The sequence below is a fragment of the Idiomarina sp. Sol25 genome (assembly GCF_033052775.1).
Taxonomy (GTDB): Bacteria; Pseudomonadota; Gammaproteobacteria; order Enterobacterales; family Alteromonadaceae; genus Idiomarina.
The window spans coordinates 535,656-553,899 of record NZ_JAUPEW010000001.1 but is presented as its reverse complement, the minus strand read 5'-3'; the positions used below and the strand labels follow the sequence as shown (position 1 = coordinate 553,899).

At 45.3% G+C, this 18,244-nt stretch carries 14 protein-coding genes and 1 tRNA gene; 5 read left to right on the top strand and 10 right to left on the bottom strand.

The window, feature by feature from the left end; translation table 11 throughout:
* Positions 1-46 precede the first annotated feature (46 nt).
* The 3 genes from Q5L94_RS02690 to Q5L94_RS02680 form a co-directional block, all read right to left on the bottom strand.
* Positions 47-1,687, bottom strand: coding sequence for a methyl-accepting chemotaxis protein (locus tag Q5L94_RS02690; RefSeq protein ID WP_317496934.1), 1,641 nt, complete (start codon positions 1,685-1,687; stop codon positions 47-49).
* A gap of 100 nt (positions 1,688-1,787) precedes the next feature.
* Positions 1,788-4,913, bottom strand: a complete 3,126-nt coding sequence (locus tag Q5L94_RS02685; RefSeq protein ID WP_317496933.1) for an efflux RND transporter permease subunit — start codon at positions 4,911-4,913, stop codon at positions 1,788-1,790.
* Positions 4,906-5,985, bottom strand: a complete 1,080-nt coding sequence (locus tag Q5L94_RS02680) for an efflux RND transporter periplasmic adaptor subunit (RefSeq protein ID WP_317496932.1) — start codon at positions 5,983-5,985, stop codon at positions 4,906-4,908. Before Q5L94_RS02680 ends, Q5L94_RS02685 begins: the two co-directional genes overlap by 8 nt.
* A gap of 102 nt (positions 5,986-6,087) precedes the next feature.
* On the opposite strand from Q5L94_RS02680, the gene Q5L94_RS02675 reads away from it, so the two are divergent.
* Positions 6,088-6,279, top strand: coding sequence for a CPXCG motif-containing cysteine-rich protein (locus Q5L94_RS02675; protein WP_034820882.1), 192 nt, complete (start codon positions 6,088-6,090; stop codon positions 6,277-6,279).
* Between the two features lie 21 nt (positions 6,280-6,300).
* Here the strand turns inward: Q5L94_RS02675 and Q5L94_RS02670 are convergent, their stop codons facing one another.
* Positions 6,301-6,861 (bottom strand): FMN-dependent NADH-azoreductase, encoded by a 561-nt coding sequence (locus Q5L94_RS02670; RefSeq protein ID WP_317496931.1) that lies wholly within the window; start codon positions 6,859-6,861, stop codon positions 6,301-6,303.
* 115 nt (positions 6,862-6,976) lie between these two features.
* Here Q5L94_RS02670 and Q5L94_RS02665 point away from each other — a divergent pair, with 115 nt between their 5' ends.
* The 3 genes from Q5L94_RS02665 to fabA all read left to right on the top strand — a co-directional run bounded on the left by Q5L94_RS02665 (position 6,977) and on the right by fabA (position 10,802).
* Complete coding sequence (locus tag Q5L94_RS02665; RefSeq protein ID WP_317496930.1) at positions 6,977-7,888, top strand: LysR family transcriptional regulator; 912 nt, start codon at positions 6,977-6,979, stop codon at positions 7,886-7,888.
* 401 nt (positions 7,889-8,289) lie between these two features.
* A complete protein-coding gene (locus tag Q5L94_RS02660) occupies positions 8,290-10,206 on the top strand; it encodes a Lon protease family protein (protein WP_317496929.1) in 1,917 nt (638 codons plus the stop codon).
* Positions 10,207-10,289: 83 nt separating this feature from the next.
* On the top strand, positions 10,290-10,802 hold the full coding sequence (fabA, locus tag Q5L94_RS02655; RefSeq protein WP_317496928.1) for a 3-hydroxyacyl-[acyl-carrier-protein] dehydratase FabA: 513 nt from the start codon (positions 10,290-10,292) through the stop codon (positions 10,800-10,802).
* A 76-nt stretch (positions 10,803-10,878) separates the two neighbouring features.
* Here fabA and rmf read toward each other — a convergent pair whose 3' ends face one another.
* From rmf to rlmKL, 5 genes are all read right to left on the bottom strand, one after another.
* A complete protein-coding gene (gene rmf, locus Q5L94_RS02650) occupies positions 10,879-11,055 on the bottom strand; it encodes a ribosome modulation factor (RefSeq protein ID WP_011234532.1) in 177 nt (58 codons plus the stop codon).
* A 184-nt stretch (positions 11,056-11,239) separates the two neighbouring features.
* On the bottom strand, positions 11,240-12,991 hold the full coding sequence (locus Q5L94_RS02645; protein WP_317496927.1) for a DUF3466 family protein: 1,752 nt from the start codon (positions 12,989-12,991) through the stop codon (positions 11,240-11,242).
* 3 nt (positions 12,992-12,994) lie between these two features.
* Positions 12,995-14,941, bottom strand: a complete 1,947-nt coding sequence (locus tag Q5L94_RS02640; RefSeq protein ID WP_317496926.1) for an ATP-binding cassette domain-containing protein — start codon at positions 14,939-14,941, stop codon at positions 12,995-12,997.
* On the bottom strand, positions 14,938-15,177 hold the full coding sequence (locus Q5L94_RS02635; protein WP_011234529.1) for a glutaredoxin family protein: 240 nt from the start codon (positions 15,175-15,177) through the stop codon (positions 14,938-14,940). Before Q5L94_RS02635 ends, Q5L94_RS02640 begins: the two co-directional genes overlap by 4 nt.
* Positions 15,178-15,180: 3 nt before the next feature.
* Entirely contained in the window at positions 15,181-17,295 is a 2,115-nt protein-coding gene (rlmKL, locus tag Q5L94_RS02630) for a bifunctional 23S rRNA (guanine(2069)-N(7))-methyltransferase RlmK/23S rRNA (guanine(2445)-N(2))-methyltransferase RlmL (protein WP_317496925.1), read from the bottom strand.
* 202 nt (positions 17,296-17,497) lie between these two features.
* Here rlmKL and Q5L94_RS02625 point away from each other — a divergent pair.
* Positions 17,498-17,574 (top strand) — tRNA-Met (locus tag Q5L94_RS02625).
* Between the two features lie 114 nt (positions 17,575-17,688).
* Here the strand turns inward: Q5L94_RS02625 and Q5L94_RS02620 are convergent.
* Positions 17,689-18,243 (bottom strand): cell division protein ZapC domain-containing protein, encoded by a 555-nt coding sequence (locus Q5L94_RS02620; RefSeq protein WP_317496924.1) that lies wholly within the window; start codon positions 18,241-18,243, stop codon positions 17,689-17,691.
* Position 18,244: the final 1 nt, after the last annotated feature.

The window sequence follows — 18,244 nt, the reverse complement described above, 5'->3', positions numbered from 1 at the left end:
TTGAAAGGTACAGGGGAGATTACCAGTATCCCCTGTATTTTTAAGGTTATTTTGTCTTAAACCGACTGACAAGTTGACTCAAGTCAACACTGTTTTCACTCAAGTTCCGACTGACTTCAGCAACGCGCGTATTAGCGTCCTGGTTAGCTCGAGAAAGATCGGAAATGCCAGTGATGTTCTCATTCAAATCTTTAGTTACCCGACTCTGTTCGTCAGTCGCTGACGCAATTTGGATATTCATACTCGATATATTCGCAACGGCTTCCTGAATTTGACTTATCGCTTGCTCAGCCTTGAGAGCTTCTTCATTCGTCGAGGCGGAGTGATGTTCAACGTCGCTGATGATTTTGCTCACCTCTTTAATTGCACCCTGGATACTTTCCACAATGGAGGAGATTTCGTCTGTTGAATGCTGAGTTCGGTTAGCCAAGGTTCTAACCTCATCCGCGACGACCGCAAACCCTCGTCCGGCATCGCCAGCGCGAGCCGCCTCAATAGCGGCATTTAATGCCAGTAAGTTTGTTTGCTCTGCTATAGCGACAATGACGCCGAGTATGTTCCCTATTTTGTCAGAGCCGTCTTGCAGCAAACGCGCTTTTTCGCCTGCTTTACCCAGCTCAGAAGTCAGCGCTTCAATGTTATTAACGGATTCTCGTACGATAATAGCTGAGCGTCCAGCTTCTTCGTCTGCCGTATTGGCCGAGTCTGCAGCCTGACGGGCGTGATCAGCAACCTCTGAAGCGGAGGAAGACAGTTCGGTAATGGCTGTCGCAACAGAACTTGTTTGCGAGCTAAGTTCATCACTTTGACGGCTGCTTGTACCCGATAACTCGGTCAACTGACTTGCAGCTTCGCTCTCATTTTTAGCACTTTCCTGCACATTTTGAACAAGTTGCTGAATTTTGTGAACGAAAGTGTTGAATGATTTTGCTAGCCGGGCGAGCTCATCAGAACCAGATTCATTCAACCGTCTAGTCAAGTCTCCTTCGCCTTCTGCGATATCAAACATAGCACTATTAATGGTTTTTAAAGGGCTGGTGATACTGCGTATGATGACAACAAACAACAAAAGCAGGGGGACGGATAAAACAATGGCTAAGCCCGCTAACTTAAAAAACTCCTGCCATAGAATAGCGTTAATGTTGTCGCTGTACTGTCCTGTGCCAAGAATAATGTTCCATGGCTCAAAAACGCGTATCCGGCTGACTTTCGCAACGAGATTATTTGCGTCATTGCCTTTTTGCCAAACGTATTCTACTGTCGCTTCGTTGGCCGAGCGTGCTTTGCGGACCATCTCCTGGAAGAGATGAGTTCCCTCCGGGTCCTCATAACTCATGACATCCTTACCAACTAACTTTTTTGTAAAAGGATGCTGAACCAGAATTCCATCACGATTCAATGTGAAAATGTATTCGCTGCCTTCGTATCTGATCTCGTCGAGACTGGTATAAGCTTTAGTTTTTGCTTCTTCCTCAGTCAAATTACCGTTCAGATATTGCTGGTGGTAATGACCGACCACACTGTGAGCCGTATCAAGAACGGAATCGAGCTTACGTTTTTCTTCTTTAACCAACAGGTTGTTCAGTAAGAACATCATAAAGGCTACCATCAGGGCGGTTCCCAGAGCGGCAATACCTAATAATGATATAAGTCTCTGTGTGATACTTAACTGCTGTACGATTTTCATTAATATTCCTCACTCAACCAGCGGAAAGCTTTCATAATAAGCTATCGGCAGTTTACAAAATCTTTACAGCAGAAAAAGTAGCTTAATGGCACTTATTTTTCTAGGAATTGATCTTTCTCTCTTTAAGTACCAATGCAGACAAAGCTGGCAAGGTAAACACAGTAACTAATGCTGCGCCGATTAAGCCAAACATCACAATAGCCCCAACTCCCCTGTATAACTCCGTGCCGGCTCCGGGTATAAAAACCAAAGGTGCAATACCGCATAGCGTGGTTAAGGTTGTAATGGTTATGGGGCGTACGCGCGACAGCAAACCTTCCTGAACAGCTTCTCTAATTGAGTAGTTCTCTTTATCACGGAGATAAATAGCCCGCTCAACCACAAGAATAGGGTTGTTAATGACGGTCCCCATAAGAATAAGGAAGCCAAGCATGGTGATCATGTCGAAAGGCTGACTCAGCGGCTGTAGCCCCACAGCGGGTAAAAGCTGGCCGACGCCATTCATAAGAGCTAACCCGGCAATACCTGCACTGATGCCCATTGGTATGGTTGCCATAATCAGTAACGGATAACCCCAGTGTGCAAAAATTGCGACCATCAACAGATAAATAATCGCGATGGAAATAACGTAGTTTTCACTTAGTGCGGCCTGGGTCTCTGCTAGTTGGTCAGCCGCACCGGATAACTGAGTCGAAATGTCTGCAGCTATAACACCTTGATCCCGTAAGTGCTTTAACACTTCTGAACGGACCATCTCAACACCGGACTCAAGCGCAACTGACTCCGGAGGTATTATATTTAAGGTTACCGTGCGCCTGCTGTCGACGCGACGCACGGTGCTGGTATCGACAATTTCGCGCACCTCGCTAATTGCATTCAGTGCCACGGAGCGGCCATTGACATTAAGTAATGGTAAGTCATCGAGCATTTCCGGCGTTACTTCCGTGCCTTTGTCGCTGTACAGGTACATATCAATTTTGTCGTCACCCTGGAAGTACTCACCAACAAAAGCCCCGTCAGTTAGCGCGGAAACAGCGTAACCAAAACTGTCTGCATCCAGACCTAATTCACTCATCCGTTCCCAGTCAGGACGAACCTCTAATAAAGGTTGGGCAAGAGTAAGGGAGTTCGGTGTGGATTGAATTCTGGGGTCATCGAAAACCTCTTGTGAGCGATTATAAATAGCTCGTGCGGCCGCATAAACTTCATTGAGCTCTTGTCCGCCAACGTCGACATTGATACTACGGGTGCCTCCATCGTTACTGCTGATAATAGAGCCTTTGGCTGCAAAGGCCCGCATGCCGGGGTAGCGCTCGTAAACTTGAGTAATAATTTCCATTAGCTCATCAATCCGGCTTTTATCCCGGGTTTCAGCAATAATCCGAATATTCGAAGGGGCAACACTTAAACTCATGGTTTTAAGCGCGGGAATAGTGACTCCTGAACGGGTAACCTCAGTATTTTCCGTCGTTAATGCCGGATCGAAAATATCACGTATTTCATCTCCAATTGAAGACATGGTCTGCAAGTTATAACCGGGTGGGGCGCTCATAGTGGCAAAAGTTTTAGCTTCTTCCCCCTCAGGCAAATATTCTGCGGGTGGCATCAAAAACCACCAAATTGCCACCACTGCAACAAAAGTTACTCCAACAGTACTGAGTTTTGATTTTTTAGAACGTAAAATCCGGCTGCTTATTGCTTCTATTCGGTTGGTCAGTTTGTCTGTTACTTTGGTTTTTGCCTGCGCAGGAAAATAAGCCGCGAGTAAGGGCACTAAAGTCACGGAAACAAACATCGAAGCAATAATGGATGCCGAAATGGCGATAGCAATATCGGAGTACAATTGTCCGGCTTCCTGAACAATAAAGAGTATCGGCAGAAAAACCATAACAGTGGTCAGGGTAGAGGTGAGCACCGCGGTCCAGACTCGTTTCACACCTTCAATTGCCGCTTCTTTAGGGTTCAGTCCTTTACGTCGTTCAAGCTCGATACTTTCTAACACCACAATGGTGTTGTCCAGCGTCATGCCAATAGCAAATGCAATACCAGCTAATGAAATGACATTAATCGTCCGATCCAGCAGCAACAGCCCCAGAAAGCCGGCCAGAGTACAAATTGGAATGCCGATAACCGCAATTAACGTCGCGCGACCTGAACGCATCAAACCATACATAACCAGGGTTGCGAACAGGGCGCCTAACAGTAAATTCACCAATACATTCTGAACTGAACTTTCGACATAGCGAACATCATCGGAGTTGAGCGTAATTTCCATACCGGCCGGGCGCAGCAACTCTTCGTTAATGCGCTCAACTTCGTCCAGCATGGCGTATTTTATATCAATGACATTAGAGCCCAGTTCACGCTGAACCTGAAGGCTGAGTACCTGCTGGCCTTTAAACCAGGACTCACTGTTCAGCTCAAAGTGATTAAAGTCGATATCGGCGACATCTTCTAACCTGACCAGACTGTCACCGGTTCTGCGGATAATCGTCTTTTCTATTTCTTCGAGCGAATCATAACGACCGACTGTGCGCAGCAGGAACCGACGTTTGCCTTGTTCCAGTTCTCCGGCGGATGTATCGCGGTTACGTCCGCTTATTGCGGTTCTGACATCATCAACTGATACGTTGTATTGAATCAGTGCGTCTTTATCCATCAAGATACGAACTTGTCTTTGTGCTCCGCCACTAACATTCACTTGCGACACGCCCGCAACTGAAGACATCCTTGGACGAACGTTGTCTTCAATGTAATCGCGCATCATGATCATGTTGATATTTTTAGGATTATCCTCAATTGGCGCTACCCGAAAGTACATAAACGCATTACTGGAAAAAGAAGCAGAGAAAATACGAGGCTCATCTACATTCTCAGGATAATCCGGCACTTGACTTAACGCATTGTTAACCAGGATTAATGTTTCAGTAACATCAACTCCGAAAGGAAAGTCCAGTTCTATGCTTGCTTCGCCATTACGGGCACTGCTTTCCATACGTTGTAAGTTGGGGACAGTGCGAAGAAACTCCTCCTGCTCAATCAGTATTTCTTTTTCAATATCTTGTGGCGTGGCACCTGGCCACTGGGTCTGTACAGAAATAGTCCTGACTTCCAAATCAGGGATCATTTGTACCGGAATGCGCAATGCCGCCGTTATGCCCAGCAAACAAAGTATTAAAATCGCGACGATGGTGACATGTTTGTGCTTTATTACGGCTTCAATCATAGTCAGCAGACTCCGTGAGCTTTAGTACCTGACCATCTGTTAGAGCTTCATTACCACGTACTATCACTCTCTCGCCTTCATCTAAACCGCTTCCCACCTCTACATAGCCGTTGAAGCGTAAGCCAAGTTCAACGGACTGTTCTTTCGCTTGCCATTCATCATTCTGCTCTACCGCAATCCAGACAGAGGTTCTGCCATCGCTGTAGCGAACAACGGCATCCTGAGGTACCGAAGTCTGAACCCGTCCCGTATCTATCTCAAATGAGGCTTTTAGTGGCATTCCAACAACCCAGCCTTTAGGGTAATCCCCCGTTAAGCGAACTTGAAAAGAGCGATCATTTCCGTCAACAAAGGGCACTATGCGACTTAAATGAGCATCAATAGTCGTCTCTTTGTAGCTAAGCGAAACCTGAGTATCAGAGTTTATAGAGGAGTAGTAAGACTGCGAAAGAAACACATCGGCATGCTGGTTTTTACTGCCAACCAATTGAAAAACGACCTGTTCGGCACTTAACCATTCACCTAAATCGGCCGGGCGACTCGCAATAACACCGTCAAATGGTGCCCTAAGTTCATGATAGTTTTGATTAACTTCAGTTTCGTTTAACATTGCCTTTGTTTCTGCCAGTTGCGCTCGTGCAACCTGAACCCGGGTACGGGAACGTCTTAAATCACTGGCTGGAACAAAATCAGTCTGTGCTAACTCTTCTAATTCACTCAGCTGCTGTTTTTCGTCGGCAAGACTGGCTTTAGCGCTATCCACCTGAGCCTGTAAAGACTCTATTATTGAATTAATTTGACGCGCATCTAAACTGGCAAGTACGTCTCCTTTATTGACTCTGTCACCAATATCCTTGTGCAGGCTCAACAACTTTCCTTCAACAGCAAAACTGAGTTGCGAATTATTCATAGCGGATAGGGTGGTGGGTACGTCAACGCTATTAATGACGGGCTGATTTTTGGCTTCAACGTACTCAACCGGGGCCTGAGTCCAGGCCGGGTTGCTAAATAGTGCCAGCACTAATAGTAACGGAATTAAGAAAACAGACTGTCTGAACCATGATGGCATCATTCGTACTCAGCTATTTTGTTAAAAAGAAGTTGTCTTTGTGTTACGCAAAATTTTTCAGATTCGATTACTATTGTAGGTTACAGAGAACAATAAGAGGCTTGTATGAGTTTAACGGATCCAAAAACGTTCGAATGTCCTTACTGTATGGCAATAAATGACATTGAAATTGATTGGTTAAATGATATTGGCCAACACCAGATTGTCGATTGCCAAATCTGTTGTCAGCCAATAGAGATCGAAATTCTGCAACTCGGGGATGATGTGCAGATCAAAGCGCACCGTGATGATGAATAAAGTACGCTTTTTTAAAAACCGTTATATTGTTTCAATTTCCTGTTCAGCTTCTCTGAAGCCTTGTTGGCGCGGCTCATCACCCATGTTCATGCCCTCAGCGCGGATGATGGTCACATCGGTTATACCGATAAAAGCAAGTGCCTGTTTTAAATAACTTTCCTGGTGATCCATAGCCTGGGCTTCACCTTGAGAGTAGATACCACCCCGACCAGACGCGATATAAACTTTTTTGTCATTTACCAGGCCTTGAGGGCCTTGTTCTGTATATTTAAAAGTGACACCAGCTTGCAATACACGGTCAAACCAAGCTTTTAGCTGAGTCGGAATAGTGAAGTTATACATTGGCGCGCCAATGACAAGCGTATCTGCCTCGAGCAGCTCCTTAACCAATTCATCAATTAGCGGCTTCTCTTCAGCTAATAATTCCTCAGCTGCCAGGTGAGGAACCGGGTTGGCAACCAGATCCCGATGAACAAGAGTAATTTCGTGTTTTTCTTTAAGTCTATTAACAATGTCCTGACTAACCTGCCGACTAACAGACTGTCCTAAAAAAATACCTGAATCCAAATGTAAAACTTTCATAGACACCTCTTTGATTTTTTAGTTGATGCAAGAAGTATATTTCGTTCCAATTAATCGAGTAAGTAGCTAAAATGAAAACTATCGTTCTAAATTTGGAATCTTTGAGGTTTTCACAATGTCATTTCCTGACGTCACAAACTACTACCTGTTCGCTCAGGTAATGGCCTGCGGCAGTATCAGCGCCGCCTCGCGGGAGCTCGGGCTGCCCAAGTCCACCATAAGCCGAAAAATGGCTATACTTGAGCTAGAACAGGGGACCCGGCTGTTTCACAGAAGCCGGTCAGGCCTCAAATTAACCGATGTTGGACGTGAGTTTCTGGTGCACTGCGAGCGTCTTGTCAGCGCAGCTGAATCGGCTCAACAAGTCACACAGCGTTTACTGGATAAACCCCGGGGTAAAGTCGAAATAAGCGCGCCCTATGCTTTAAGTCAAAGCTTGTTAGTCCAGGTGTTACCTGAATTTATGAGTTTGTATCCGGAAGTTGAAATTCAACTTGTTGTGACAAACCGGCCGGTTAACTTAATAGAAGAGGGCATCGACATTGCTTTGCGCGTACGAAAAAATATAGAAGACTCCAGTTTAATAGCCAGACCCATAAGTCAGGCGCCTCAAACCCTTTATATTGCTCCCGATTTAATAAATCATAACTCGATAACTGAGCCTGAGGACTTATTAACGTTCGAGCATTTGAGTCTGCATTACACCAACGGACGATATGGTTATGAATTGATCCACAGTTCAGGCCAGCAAAAAAATATCAGAATAAAACCCCGTCTTATCACCGACGATATGATTGTCTTACGTGAAGCTGCAATAAAAAAACTTGGCATTGTCGCTTTACCCAATTACCTCTGTAACGATGCAGTGAATAGCGGGGAACTTGTCCCTGTTTTAACTGACTGGCATCTACCCACCGGGATCATGCATATGACGTACTCGCACCGACGAGGAATATTGCCGGCGGTGCGGGTTCTTATCGATTTCCTCGCTGAAAAGCTTCCGCATCTTGCACAGCAGCAGTTTTAAAAAGTAAGTGCTTCGTACTAGATTTATACCGATATAGTAATGATTTAACATAATATACATTATACGCAATTAAGTTATATTAAGTTTTTAGTGCTTTCCAGGCCTGTCTTTAGTTCTCTCGAGTAACCTGAGATGATTTCTAGTATTTAGGAGGAAGTTTTACCGTGGCTACTGAATTTCGGACAAACTCTGTGCGCGTTTTCGCCTTTAACTACAAGGCTGCGGCTGGCCATTTGGGTGTAAGTCTACGAACAATTTACCGTTGGTTTGAATGGGGTTTTCATCCCAGTAACAAAATGACAAAGCTCCCTCAGACCGTAGTTATTTCCCACAGCAAAACTCTCTCAATTCAGCATTTCTGTTATCATGTCTTTATTGCTAGTTAAGAGAAGAACAATTCAATGAAATTAGACTGTCTGGCGCTACAGCCACAAACCGGCGAGTGGCTCAAAGAGCTGCCTGCGGAACTTAAAGAAGATGCCTTAGTTGGACAAAAACGTGCAGTTACGGCCTTAAATAACGCGTTACGCCAGCATGGCACATACTCTAATATTTATGCTTTATTTCCTGGTGGCCTTTTAAAACGGGACATCCTGGATGCCTACTTTACTGATAATCGTTGGGAGTTCACTCACTGGTATGACTGGCTGTATTTGGCGAATCCGTCAGATTCTTTACGTCCTTTGTGTGTTAATTTGCCGTCAGGAACTGCCGACGCAGCCATTAAAGCGATATGGGGTTTCCTGCAGCTACCGTTAAATCAACGCGAAGAAGCTTACAAGACCATTATTGAACAATTTGATACCCATAAGCTGCGTGATTACATGCAACAAATACGGGATAAAAAGGCTGAGGATATCCAGGGCGAGAGCCTGGCCTCTGTTTTAGTGGGACATCAGCACCCTGCCCCTTACTACTATTGCGATCGTGTTACCGAGGAACGGCTCTTTGGTCACATTGGTGTGCAATCGGTTGAAGGAACGGTCAGTTCAGAGCTGCATTTAATTGAGGCCGGCCTTTTGCATAAAGCGAACGGTGGTGTTTTGGCTATAGAGGTTGCTCAGTTGCTCGAAAACATCACGCTCTGGAAGCGTCTTAAAGATGTTATCGAGGGCGGAGAATTTGAATGGCCGCGTCAGTCGCCGACTTTAGGTGCGGCCTTCTTTTATCGACCCGAGTCTGTGCCCATTAATATTAAGATTATTTTACTGGGGTCACGTAACGAATACGCGCAGCTGCGCGAGTATGACGAAGACTTTGATAACTTCTTCCCGTTTTTGGCTGACTTTCATGGACATTATGCAACTCAGAATGAGCCGGTAGCGCCCTACTTCAATTACTTACAGTATGTGTGGCAACTAGCCGATGTGCTGCCGTTAAGTACCGATGGTTACTCAGCTTTATTGCGAGTTTGTGCCCGATACACGGATTATCAGCAGGAGCTCACATTAAACACGATACAGTTACTGCAACTGCTTCGTGAAGCCAACGACTGTGCGCTGCAAAACCAACACGCAAAGATTGATAAAACCGCTATAGACTTAGCGCTGCAGCAACAGCGAGACCGAGAAGGTAATCTTGCTGAGCTGAGCCGCCGGAGCATACTCGAACAGCAGGTTCGAATAGACACTCATGGCTCTGCGGTTGGTCAGTTAAATGGGCTGACTGTTGTGACTATGGGCGGCAGTGAGTTCGGCGAGCCTTCCCGGATTACTGCGACCATTCACTATGGTGATGGCGATATTATTGATATTGAACGTAAATCTGACCTCTCCGGTAATATTCACACTAAAGGAGTTATGATTTTAAGCGCCTATTTGGCCAACCAATTTGCCCGCCATGAACCGCTATCCGTATCAGCAACTGTGGTATTTGAGCAGTCTTACTATGAGGTCGATGGCGACAGCGCATCACTTGGCGAGCTTTGCTGCTTGATTTCAGCTCTGGCTGAGCAGCCGCTGAAGCAGTCACTGGCGATTACTGGCGCGATAGATCAGTTTGGTAACGTTCAGTCTATTGGTGCAGTGAATGAAAAAATTGAAGGTTATTATGCGCTTTGTGCTCACCGAGGCTTAAATGGCGAACAAGGTGTTATTATTCCGCAGTCGAATCGACACCAGCTTAACCTCAACGACGATATCATCGAGGCTGTTAAGTCCGGTAAATTTTATGTGTACACGGTAGAGCACGTTGAGGAAGCGTTAGAGTTACTAACAGACTTACCGATCAAAGATCTTTTTCAGAAAGTTCGTGAACGAACTCTGGATAGTTCTGATAGTGATCAACCTAGCGGTTTCTGGCAACGACTTTTTAGTTGAGAAACTACTTGTCGGATTTGTTTGGCGTACAGTTGTACGCTAGACTGCTGCCTAGTTTTTTCGAACAATTAATTAGGGTATTTATGAATCAATCGAGCTTTACTCGCGAAGAACTTCTCGCCTGCAGCCGCGGGGAAATGTTTGGTCCTGGTAACAGTAAGTTGCCGGCACCTAATATGTTGATGATGGATCGCATCATTGAAATTAACGAAGACGGCGGATCGGCCGGGAAAGGTTTTATCCATGCCGAGCTCGATATTCATCCTGACCTTTGGTTTTTTGACTGTCACTTTAAAGGCGACCCGGTAATGCCAGGTTGTTTGGGTCTTGATGCTATGTGGCAGTTGCTCGGCTTTCACCTGGCGTGGTCCGGGGGGCCCGGTCGCGGTCGCGCGTTGGGTGTTGGTGAAGTTAAATTTACCGGGCAAATTCTGCCGGAACACAAGAAAGTCAGTTATTTTATTGATATGACACGAGTTATCAAACGTAAATTATTTATGGGCGTGGGTAATGGTCGTGTTGAGGTTGACGGTCGTGAAATTTACACAGCCAAAGACTTAAAAGTTGGCTTGTTTACCGACACTTCTACTTTTTAATAATACTTCTTTGAATTCAAAAAACGCCGATGCTTTCGCTATCGGCGTTTTATTTAGCCTTTAATGCCTCTGACAATCAGCGGAATAAGCCGGTATTTCGGGCTTCCATTGCATCTCGCCAACCTCCCAGCCAGTGGGAACGAAAATCATCCTGGGTCTGATAAGGACAGTTGTCTTTTGAGCGACCATGCAAACCGGCTTTAAAGCCTTGAGTATGTGCTCTTTCAAAGCGATCGCGCTTTTGTCTTTTCATAAATCTATCCCTCGCCTGTTATTCACAGATTATTATTTAGAGATTATTTAGAGAGTGAGACTTTTTTGCTGCCTCATTACTATTGATAGACTTATTTGGTGAGAGTTCAATTGTAAAAGCAGCACAGTATCCATTGACTTTTTTTAACGGATTGAAACTGTGCTACTTTTTATTTTAAGACCTATTATGATTTTTTGGTCTTAAGGGAGGTTCTTCTTCTTATTCCGGTAATAAGCAAACCCAGTGTGCCAAATCCAAGTAGCGAGCCAAACCCGACAGCGGCGCCCTGACGCTCTACAGGCTCTTCGTTATCAGTACAGTTATTAAGCTCGCCTTCAATAGGATCGAGCTTTACATTGACCAAAATTTCGCGAGTCTGCTCTTCTCCGTCTTCGTCTGTGTAAGGTTCAGTTTTAAGCGCTGTAGCAATAATTTCACCGTTTTCGGTAATATCATTGGCATCAACAATATTGTATTCGCTGTCACAGCTAATCGTATTGTTCAGGTTAATAATTTGCGGGGCTTCGTCACTCATATCATAGTAAAAACCAGCACGAGCACGAACCTGAGACAATGTCGGATCAACCTCTGCTGTACCGACCATTTCGCCGTTATCATTGATACTGCGAACGATGGTCGACGCGCCATTAAAGAAACTGTCAAGAATTGTCAGTTCCCCCTCGTCAACATCATAATAAAAACCGTAGCTTCGCAACTTTCCTGCAGGGCGTTTGGTTAAATGACCTACCGCAACATTCGAATCATTAATGTCCGTTGCAGCGCCCCACAAGTAGATAGGGTCTTCAGTGACTGGCAGCGCTTCTTCATTCTGGAAAATTGCCGGCATACGAATAGCATTACGCTCAGGATGATATGTCCAGCTTTGCCCTACTGCTATGCCATTGTTATTAATGGCATAAGCGTAGCTTGAAAAGTCATTTTCATCGTCGCTTCTTCTCTCTACCAGCGTTGGTAATTTAATAGATTCGCCAATAACGTCACCATTGGCGTCAAGCTGCCATAATCTCGCGCGAATGTCATAGATAGAGCGACCGGCATTGTAACCGGAGCGCGGACGGCTATAGCGATAACGGCTGTTACTAAAGGTTGCGATATTCGACGCATCGGCATTTTGCAAGCCTCTCCAGATGCCCCATACACAAACTTCTAAAGGTTGTGATGCGCTGGCAACTTCAGGGTCTTCGCATCTTTCTTGAATTCGAGTTGTTGCGTAAGGACTTAACGAAACACTTTCGTAACCGGCAGCAAGTCCACTCTCGTTTATATCGAAAATAGCACTTTCGCCGCCCAGGTAATCCTGAGCTTCCGGCTCAACGACACTGGATTCTCCGTTGTTGTACCACATTCCGCGAGTTAAAAATTCGGATACGAAGTACTCCTCGGTCTCAGTTTCATCGTCAGAATTGGTATATTCATGCTCAATAAGCTCAAACGGTGCACTGGTGACCCCCACCGCTGTATTGGCATTATTAATTGAGTATAAGAAGCTGTCCACGCTATTAGCGAGTTGGTTCTCAGTTGCTGACACCGCGTTAACTTCACTGCTGGCCCCGCTGCTATAGATGAAGGCCTGGTTCAATCCAACACGTTGAGTCTGAAGGCTGTTATTTGCATAGTTTCCCAAGTTTTCTACAATTGCCTGATACTGAGCAATTGTCAGTTCTTCACCGGCTTCAGGATCAAAACCTATCTGTATGAGTAGTCGCTCGGGAACTTTAGAAAAATCAATTTCCACATTTTCCGGGAAACGTGCAACACCAACAATTTGCCCACTGGCGTTAATGCTTTGTGGAACACTGCTGCGATAATTATTCAAAGTGTCAATTGTTTCAATATTATAAGTGTCTGCTGCAGAAGCAAAAGAGACGGTTGAAACAATTGCGATGGTAAGTGACTTCAACGTAAATGATTTCATTAACTAACTACTCTGTTCTGATAAGTTTTCCAGTTCTTCCCAGCGCTCCAGATCTTGCATCAGCTGCCCTTCAATGTCGGCAATTTGACTCATGACTGGTTCGGTTTTTTCTAGTGGCTGTTCGAAGAACCCCGGTTCATTCATTAACTGTTGTAATTCTTCAAGTTTTTCTTCTTTTTCCGCAATAACTTTGGGGAACTGCTCTAGTTCGCGTTGCAGTTTATAGGATAACTTCTTCTTCGGCTTGTCTGAACCTTTGTCTGCGGGTTTCCTTTTATTTTGCGAACTTTTGTTGCTGTCAGACTCTTTAGCTGCTGCTTTGGTTCCGTTGCTATGGAATGAATTTTCCGCTTTCGCCGCTAAATAGTGGTTTAGCTCGGTAAAGCCACCAATAATTTCCGTAATAACGCCCTCACCTTCAAAGTACAGTACACTGGTCGCCGTATTATCGACAAATTCCCTGTCGTGACTGACTAATAGAACCGTGCCCTGATAATTCGCAACTATTTGTTCGAGTAATTCTAAGGTTTCAATATCAAGATCGTTGGTTGGCTCGTCCAGTACCAGAATATTACTGGGTTTCAGCAATATCTTAGCTAACAATGCGCGGTTTCGTTCACCACCAGAGAGCGCACGAACGGGAGTTCTTGATTGTTTCGGTGAAAACAGAAAGTCCTGCAAATAACTTAAAATATGGCGGCTACGACCCTGAAACTCGATGTCCTGCTTACCATCACCGACGTTATCCATCACCGTTTGCTCAGGATCAAGCTGCGAACGATGTTGATCAAAATAAGCAACTTCAAGGTTTGTACCCAGTTGAACCTTTCCATTGTCTACATCCTGCATACCGAGAATAACTTTAATCAGCGTACTCTTACCGCAACCATTGGGGCCGACAAACGCAACTTTGTCGCCACGCATCAACAAGAGATCGAGGTCATTAATAATAGGCTTTTCGCCGAAGCGCAAAGCCATATTTTCGCCTTCAAAGACTTTCTTACCGGAACGCGAAGACTCGTTCACGGCCAGATTTGCTTTACCCTGAAGTTCACGTCTTTGCTGACGTTGCTTCCGCAGATCCTGAAGTGCACGTACTCGTCCTTCGTTACGAGTGCGACGTGCTTTAACACCCTGGCGTATCCAGGTCTCTTCAGCTGCCAGCTTTTTATCAAATTCAGCGTTGTGGCTTGCTTCAACTTCCAGTGCTTCCTGTTTTTTCTGCAGATAGGTATCGTAGCTGCCCGGGTAACTGGTTAAGTGTCCGCGGTCTAAATCTATAATTCGTGTGGCCAAACGGCGGATAAATGCCCTGTCGTGACTAATAAATAACACGGCCCCGGAAAAGTTAACGATTTGCTCTTCCAGCCAACGCACCATTTCAATATCCAAGTGGTTGGTTGGTTCGTCTAACAGTAAAATGTCCGGATCAACAACCAAAGCTCGAGCCAGCGCTACGCGACGCAACCAACCGCCGGAAAGAGCAGCCATAGTTTCATCTGCGGGTAATTGCAGCTGAGTTAAAACCTGCTCAATGCGGGTGTTAACTTGCCAACCGTTAATGGCATCCAGTTGATTCTGCAATTTGTCCATTTCGTCCAGAGTTGCGCTACTGGGGGAATCCGTAAGACTGGCAGACAGTTCATGATAACGAGCCAACGCCTTGCCTGATTCAGCAAGAGCTTCAGCTACGTAGTCAAACACCCGTTGTTCAGATTGCTTAGGCGGGTCTTGCGGCAAACGGGTCACTTTAGTGTCACCCACCCACTGTATTTGGCCTGAATCTAAGACCACTTCATTATCTATCGCTTTTAAAAAAGTGGATTTACCAGCACCGTTACGGCCGACCAAACAGACTCGTTCACCGGCTTCAATGGTAAAATCTACACCGTCTAAAATGGCGTCAGCGCCAAAGGCGAGGTGTGCATCCTGTACACGTAATAAACTCATTGCTCTACAAACTCCAGCAATTGATTAGCGTCGAAAGGCCAACGCAATTCTGCGTCGTCTTTTCCCCGAATAAATACTGGTACTAACCAGCCATACTCTTCTTGCAGCTCCTGCTGTTCGGCAATGTCTACTACTCCAAGTTCAACCGGCTCTTCAAGGTCAAGCGAGTGCAGTAACTGAATAGCCTGAGTACAAAGCGGACAGTTTGGTTTCGTAAGCAAATAAAACGCAGACATTAATTAAGCCCGTGAAATAATAAAATAATGATGAATACCTTTATGACGTTTGAAGTCCTCTGGTATTGAGGCTTGTGTCTGATCATTCACCTCAAGGCCTGCTTTATCCAGCCCTTCGGTGTCAATGCGGAATTTCTTTCTATTGTTAGAGAATAAAATCACGCCATCCTCTTTCAGCATGCCCGTGGCGGTTTTTATCAAACCAACGTGGTCACGCTGTATGTCTAAGGTTCCGCTCATTCGTTTTGAGTTACTAAAGGTGGGCGGATCAAGGAAAATAACGTCAAACAGTTGTTTGCCACGTTGTTCCCGCATCCAGCTAAAGCAATCGGCCTGAATAAATTGGTAGTTGCCTCGTAAGCGGTTCAAGGCAAAGTTACGCTCACCCCACTTCAGGTAGGTTTTCGACATATCGACGGAAACCACTCGTGCGGCTCCGGCTCTGGCAGCCTGTACAGATGCGGTGCAGGTATAGGCGAACAAATTCAGTACATCCAACTCTTCGCACTTATCCAGTAGCTCTTTACGCACCAATCTGTGGTCCATAAATAAGCCGGTATCAAGGTAATCGGTTAAATTCACCTCAAACTTGGCGCCGTATTCTTTAACCGTTAGCACCGTGCTGTCCTGCGACTGTTTTTCGTATTGCTGCTTACCGCTTTGGCGCTGGCGACGTTTTAGAATAATTTTGTCTTCAGATACCGGCAGAGCAGAACTCAAAGACTCGAGCATGAACCATAATCGGTCATTGGACACCCCTTCCGGAATGTCTTTGGGAGCTGCGTATTCCTGTACAACCACGTAATCCTGGTAAATATCGATAGCGGCGTTGTACTCAGGAATGTCGGCGTCATAAACACGCCAGCAATCCAGCCCTTCTTTGTCTGCCCACTTACTTAACTTCGCGTAATTCTTCTTAACCCTATTAACCAGGTCGTCAGCTTGACTCTCTGCGAAGTCAGGTTGCTCTTTAGTTAAGTCATAAAGTGCCAAATTAACCGGAATTGCACCATTTAATAGCGGGTATTTTTTATGGCTGCGCAGTTTCAAGCGTTTTAGTAGCTGCTCGTCTCCTGCCAGTACCGCTATATGCCAATTGTGGAAGGTGTCTTTTAATTGGCGGCCAAAACGACGATACAACAACAAAGTTTCAACGGCCTCACCCAGACGTTCACCGTATGGCGGGTTACAGACCAATAAGCCACGTTCTGCGGGTGCTTCACAGTTTGTTGCATCAGCGACTTCAAACTCTATCACTTCATGCAGTAGCACACGCTTGGCGTTATCTTTGGCTTTAGCGACCAAATGAGGGTTGTCGTCAGAGCCTTTTAACTGGCCTTTAAAGTTTTTCTTACCCTCTTTAAAGCGCTGCTCTGCCTGCTCTAATACGTCGTGCCATAATTGCGGCGAATGCTCATGCCAAAACAAGAAGCCCCAATGCGCGCGGCTTAAACCTGGTGCATGATCCATTGCCATCATGGCCGCTTCTATGACTAAGGTACCCGAACCACAAAACGGGTCAAAAATAACCGGTTCGTCTTTTTCTAATTCGTTTTTGATGCCTGCACGGACTAATATAGCGGCAGCTAAGGTTTCTCGCAGTGGTGCTTCGCCCTGCTGCAAGCGATATCCCCTTTTGTGCATGCCGTCACCGGTAAAGTCTAAAGACCAGGTGAGCTTGTCTTTATGGACTCGCACGGCAATACGAATGTCCGGGTCTTGCTTATCGATACTGGGACGTTCAAATCCGCTATTACGAAAGTTATCGACAATACAGTCTTTTACTAACTGCGCTCCGAACTGAGTATGGCGAATGTCATCATTACCGCCAGAAAAATCAACCACAAAGGTTCTGTTCGCATCGAAAACCTTGCTCCAGGAGAATTGAGTCAATGCCAGCTTAATCTCATCCAGGCTGGAAACTTCCTTTTCACCTAATTGCAACAGCATACGGCTTGCTAACCTGGACCACATAGCCACCGTGTAAGCCTGCTGTAAATCGGCTTCAATATAGCAGCCTGCCATGGTTTGCTTAACGTGAGTTAAGTTAAATTCTTGCAACTCATCAAACAAAAGCCCTTCAAGACCTTTGGAGCACGCAATAAAAAAACGATACATAGAAACTTCGCCTAAAAAATTAAGGTGACAATTATAACGGAGAGCTCAGTGGCTGTCTGTAATTCCAGCTGAAATAAGGGAATTACAAAGAGAATGACTAATAAAACAGCAGTTAAACCGTATTTGTATAAATACTATGCGGTTGGTTTAAATAAAGCTTGCGTGGTACGAATTATCACTATACTATGCGCTCTCAATCGGACGCGGGGTGGAGCAGTCTGGTAGCTCGTCGGGCTCATAACCCGAAGGTCGTAGGTTCAAATCCTGCCCCCGCAACCAACGTCCGGAATAAGTATTTATTAATATTTTCCTGCTAAGTCCCCCTTTCTTAGAACAAAGTCCTAAATAAATCCCGAAAATACACTAAAATTTTAAGGTTTTTCCTTAAAAGAGTTACGCCAGTTTCTGACTCCAGTCAGACTGGGCCGACAAAGCTAAATCAACGGTTGCCGGTAACAAGCGGTTTAAAGTGACTTTAATGACATGATACTGACGCAGAGATTTAATTGCAGAAAGCTGCATGCCGTTACTTAACAGTAAGCAAGTCGCAAATTCATCATCGGTATCAAGAATTAAGAACAGCCCCTGATCAAAACCTGAGTTCAATTCGCATAAACGCCGCTCTACCGGCCATTCGCTAATATCAGATTTTTGAAAATGCCAACTCTGTGGCATTTGAGGACGACCAAAGCGACACCATGCCGTTGTATTAAGAGCCGCATTTTTCGGTGCGCAAGGCATTTTATCAGCTGGGTAAGCCTCCAATGTTTCACTAACGCTCTGGAAGGTCGTCGCGTCTTCAATGTCCATCATTTGTTCATTAAAGTGAATATTGACTAGCTGACTCGGTTTGTAAGGTGTATCAAATACCTCGGTATCACTTAGCTTGACGCTAAGCTTGCCGCTTTCTGTATTGAATAACCATAACCAATGGGATTCCGATTCCACG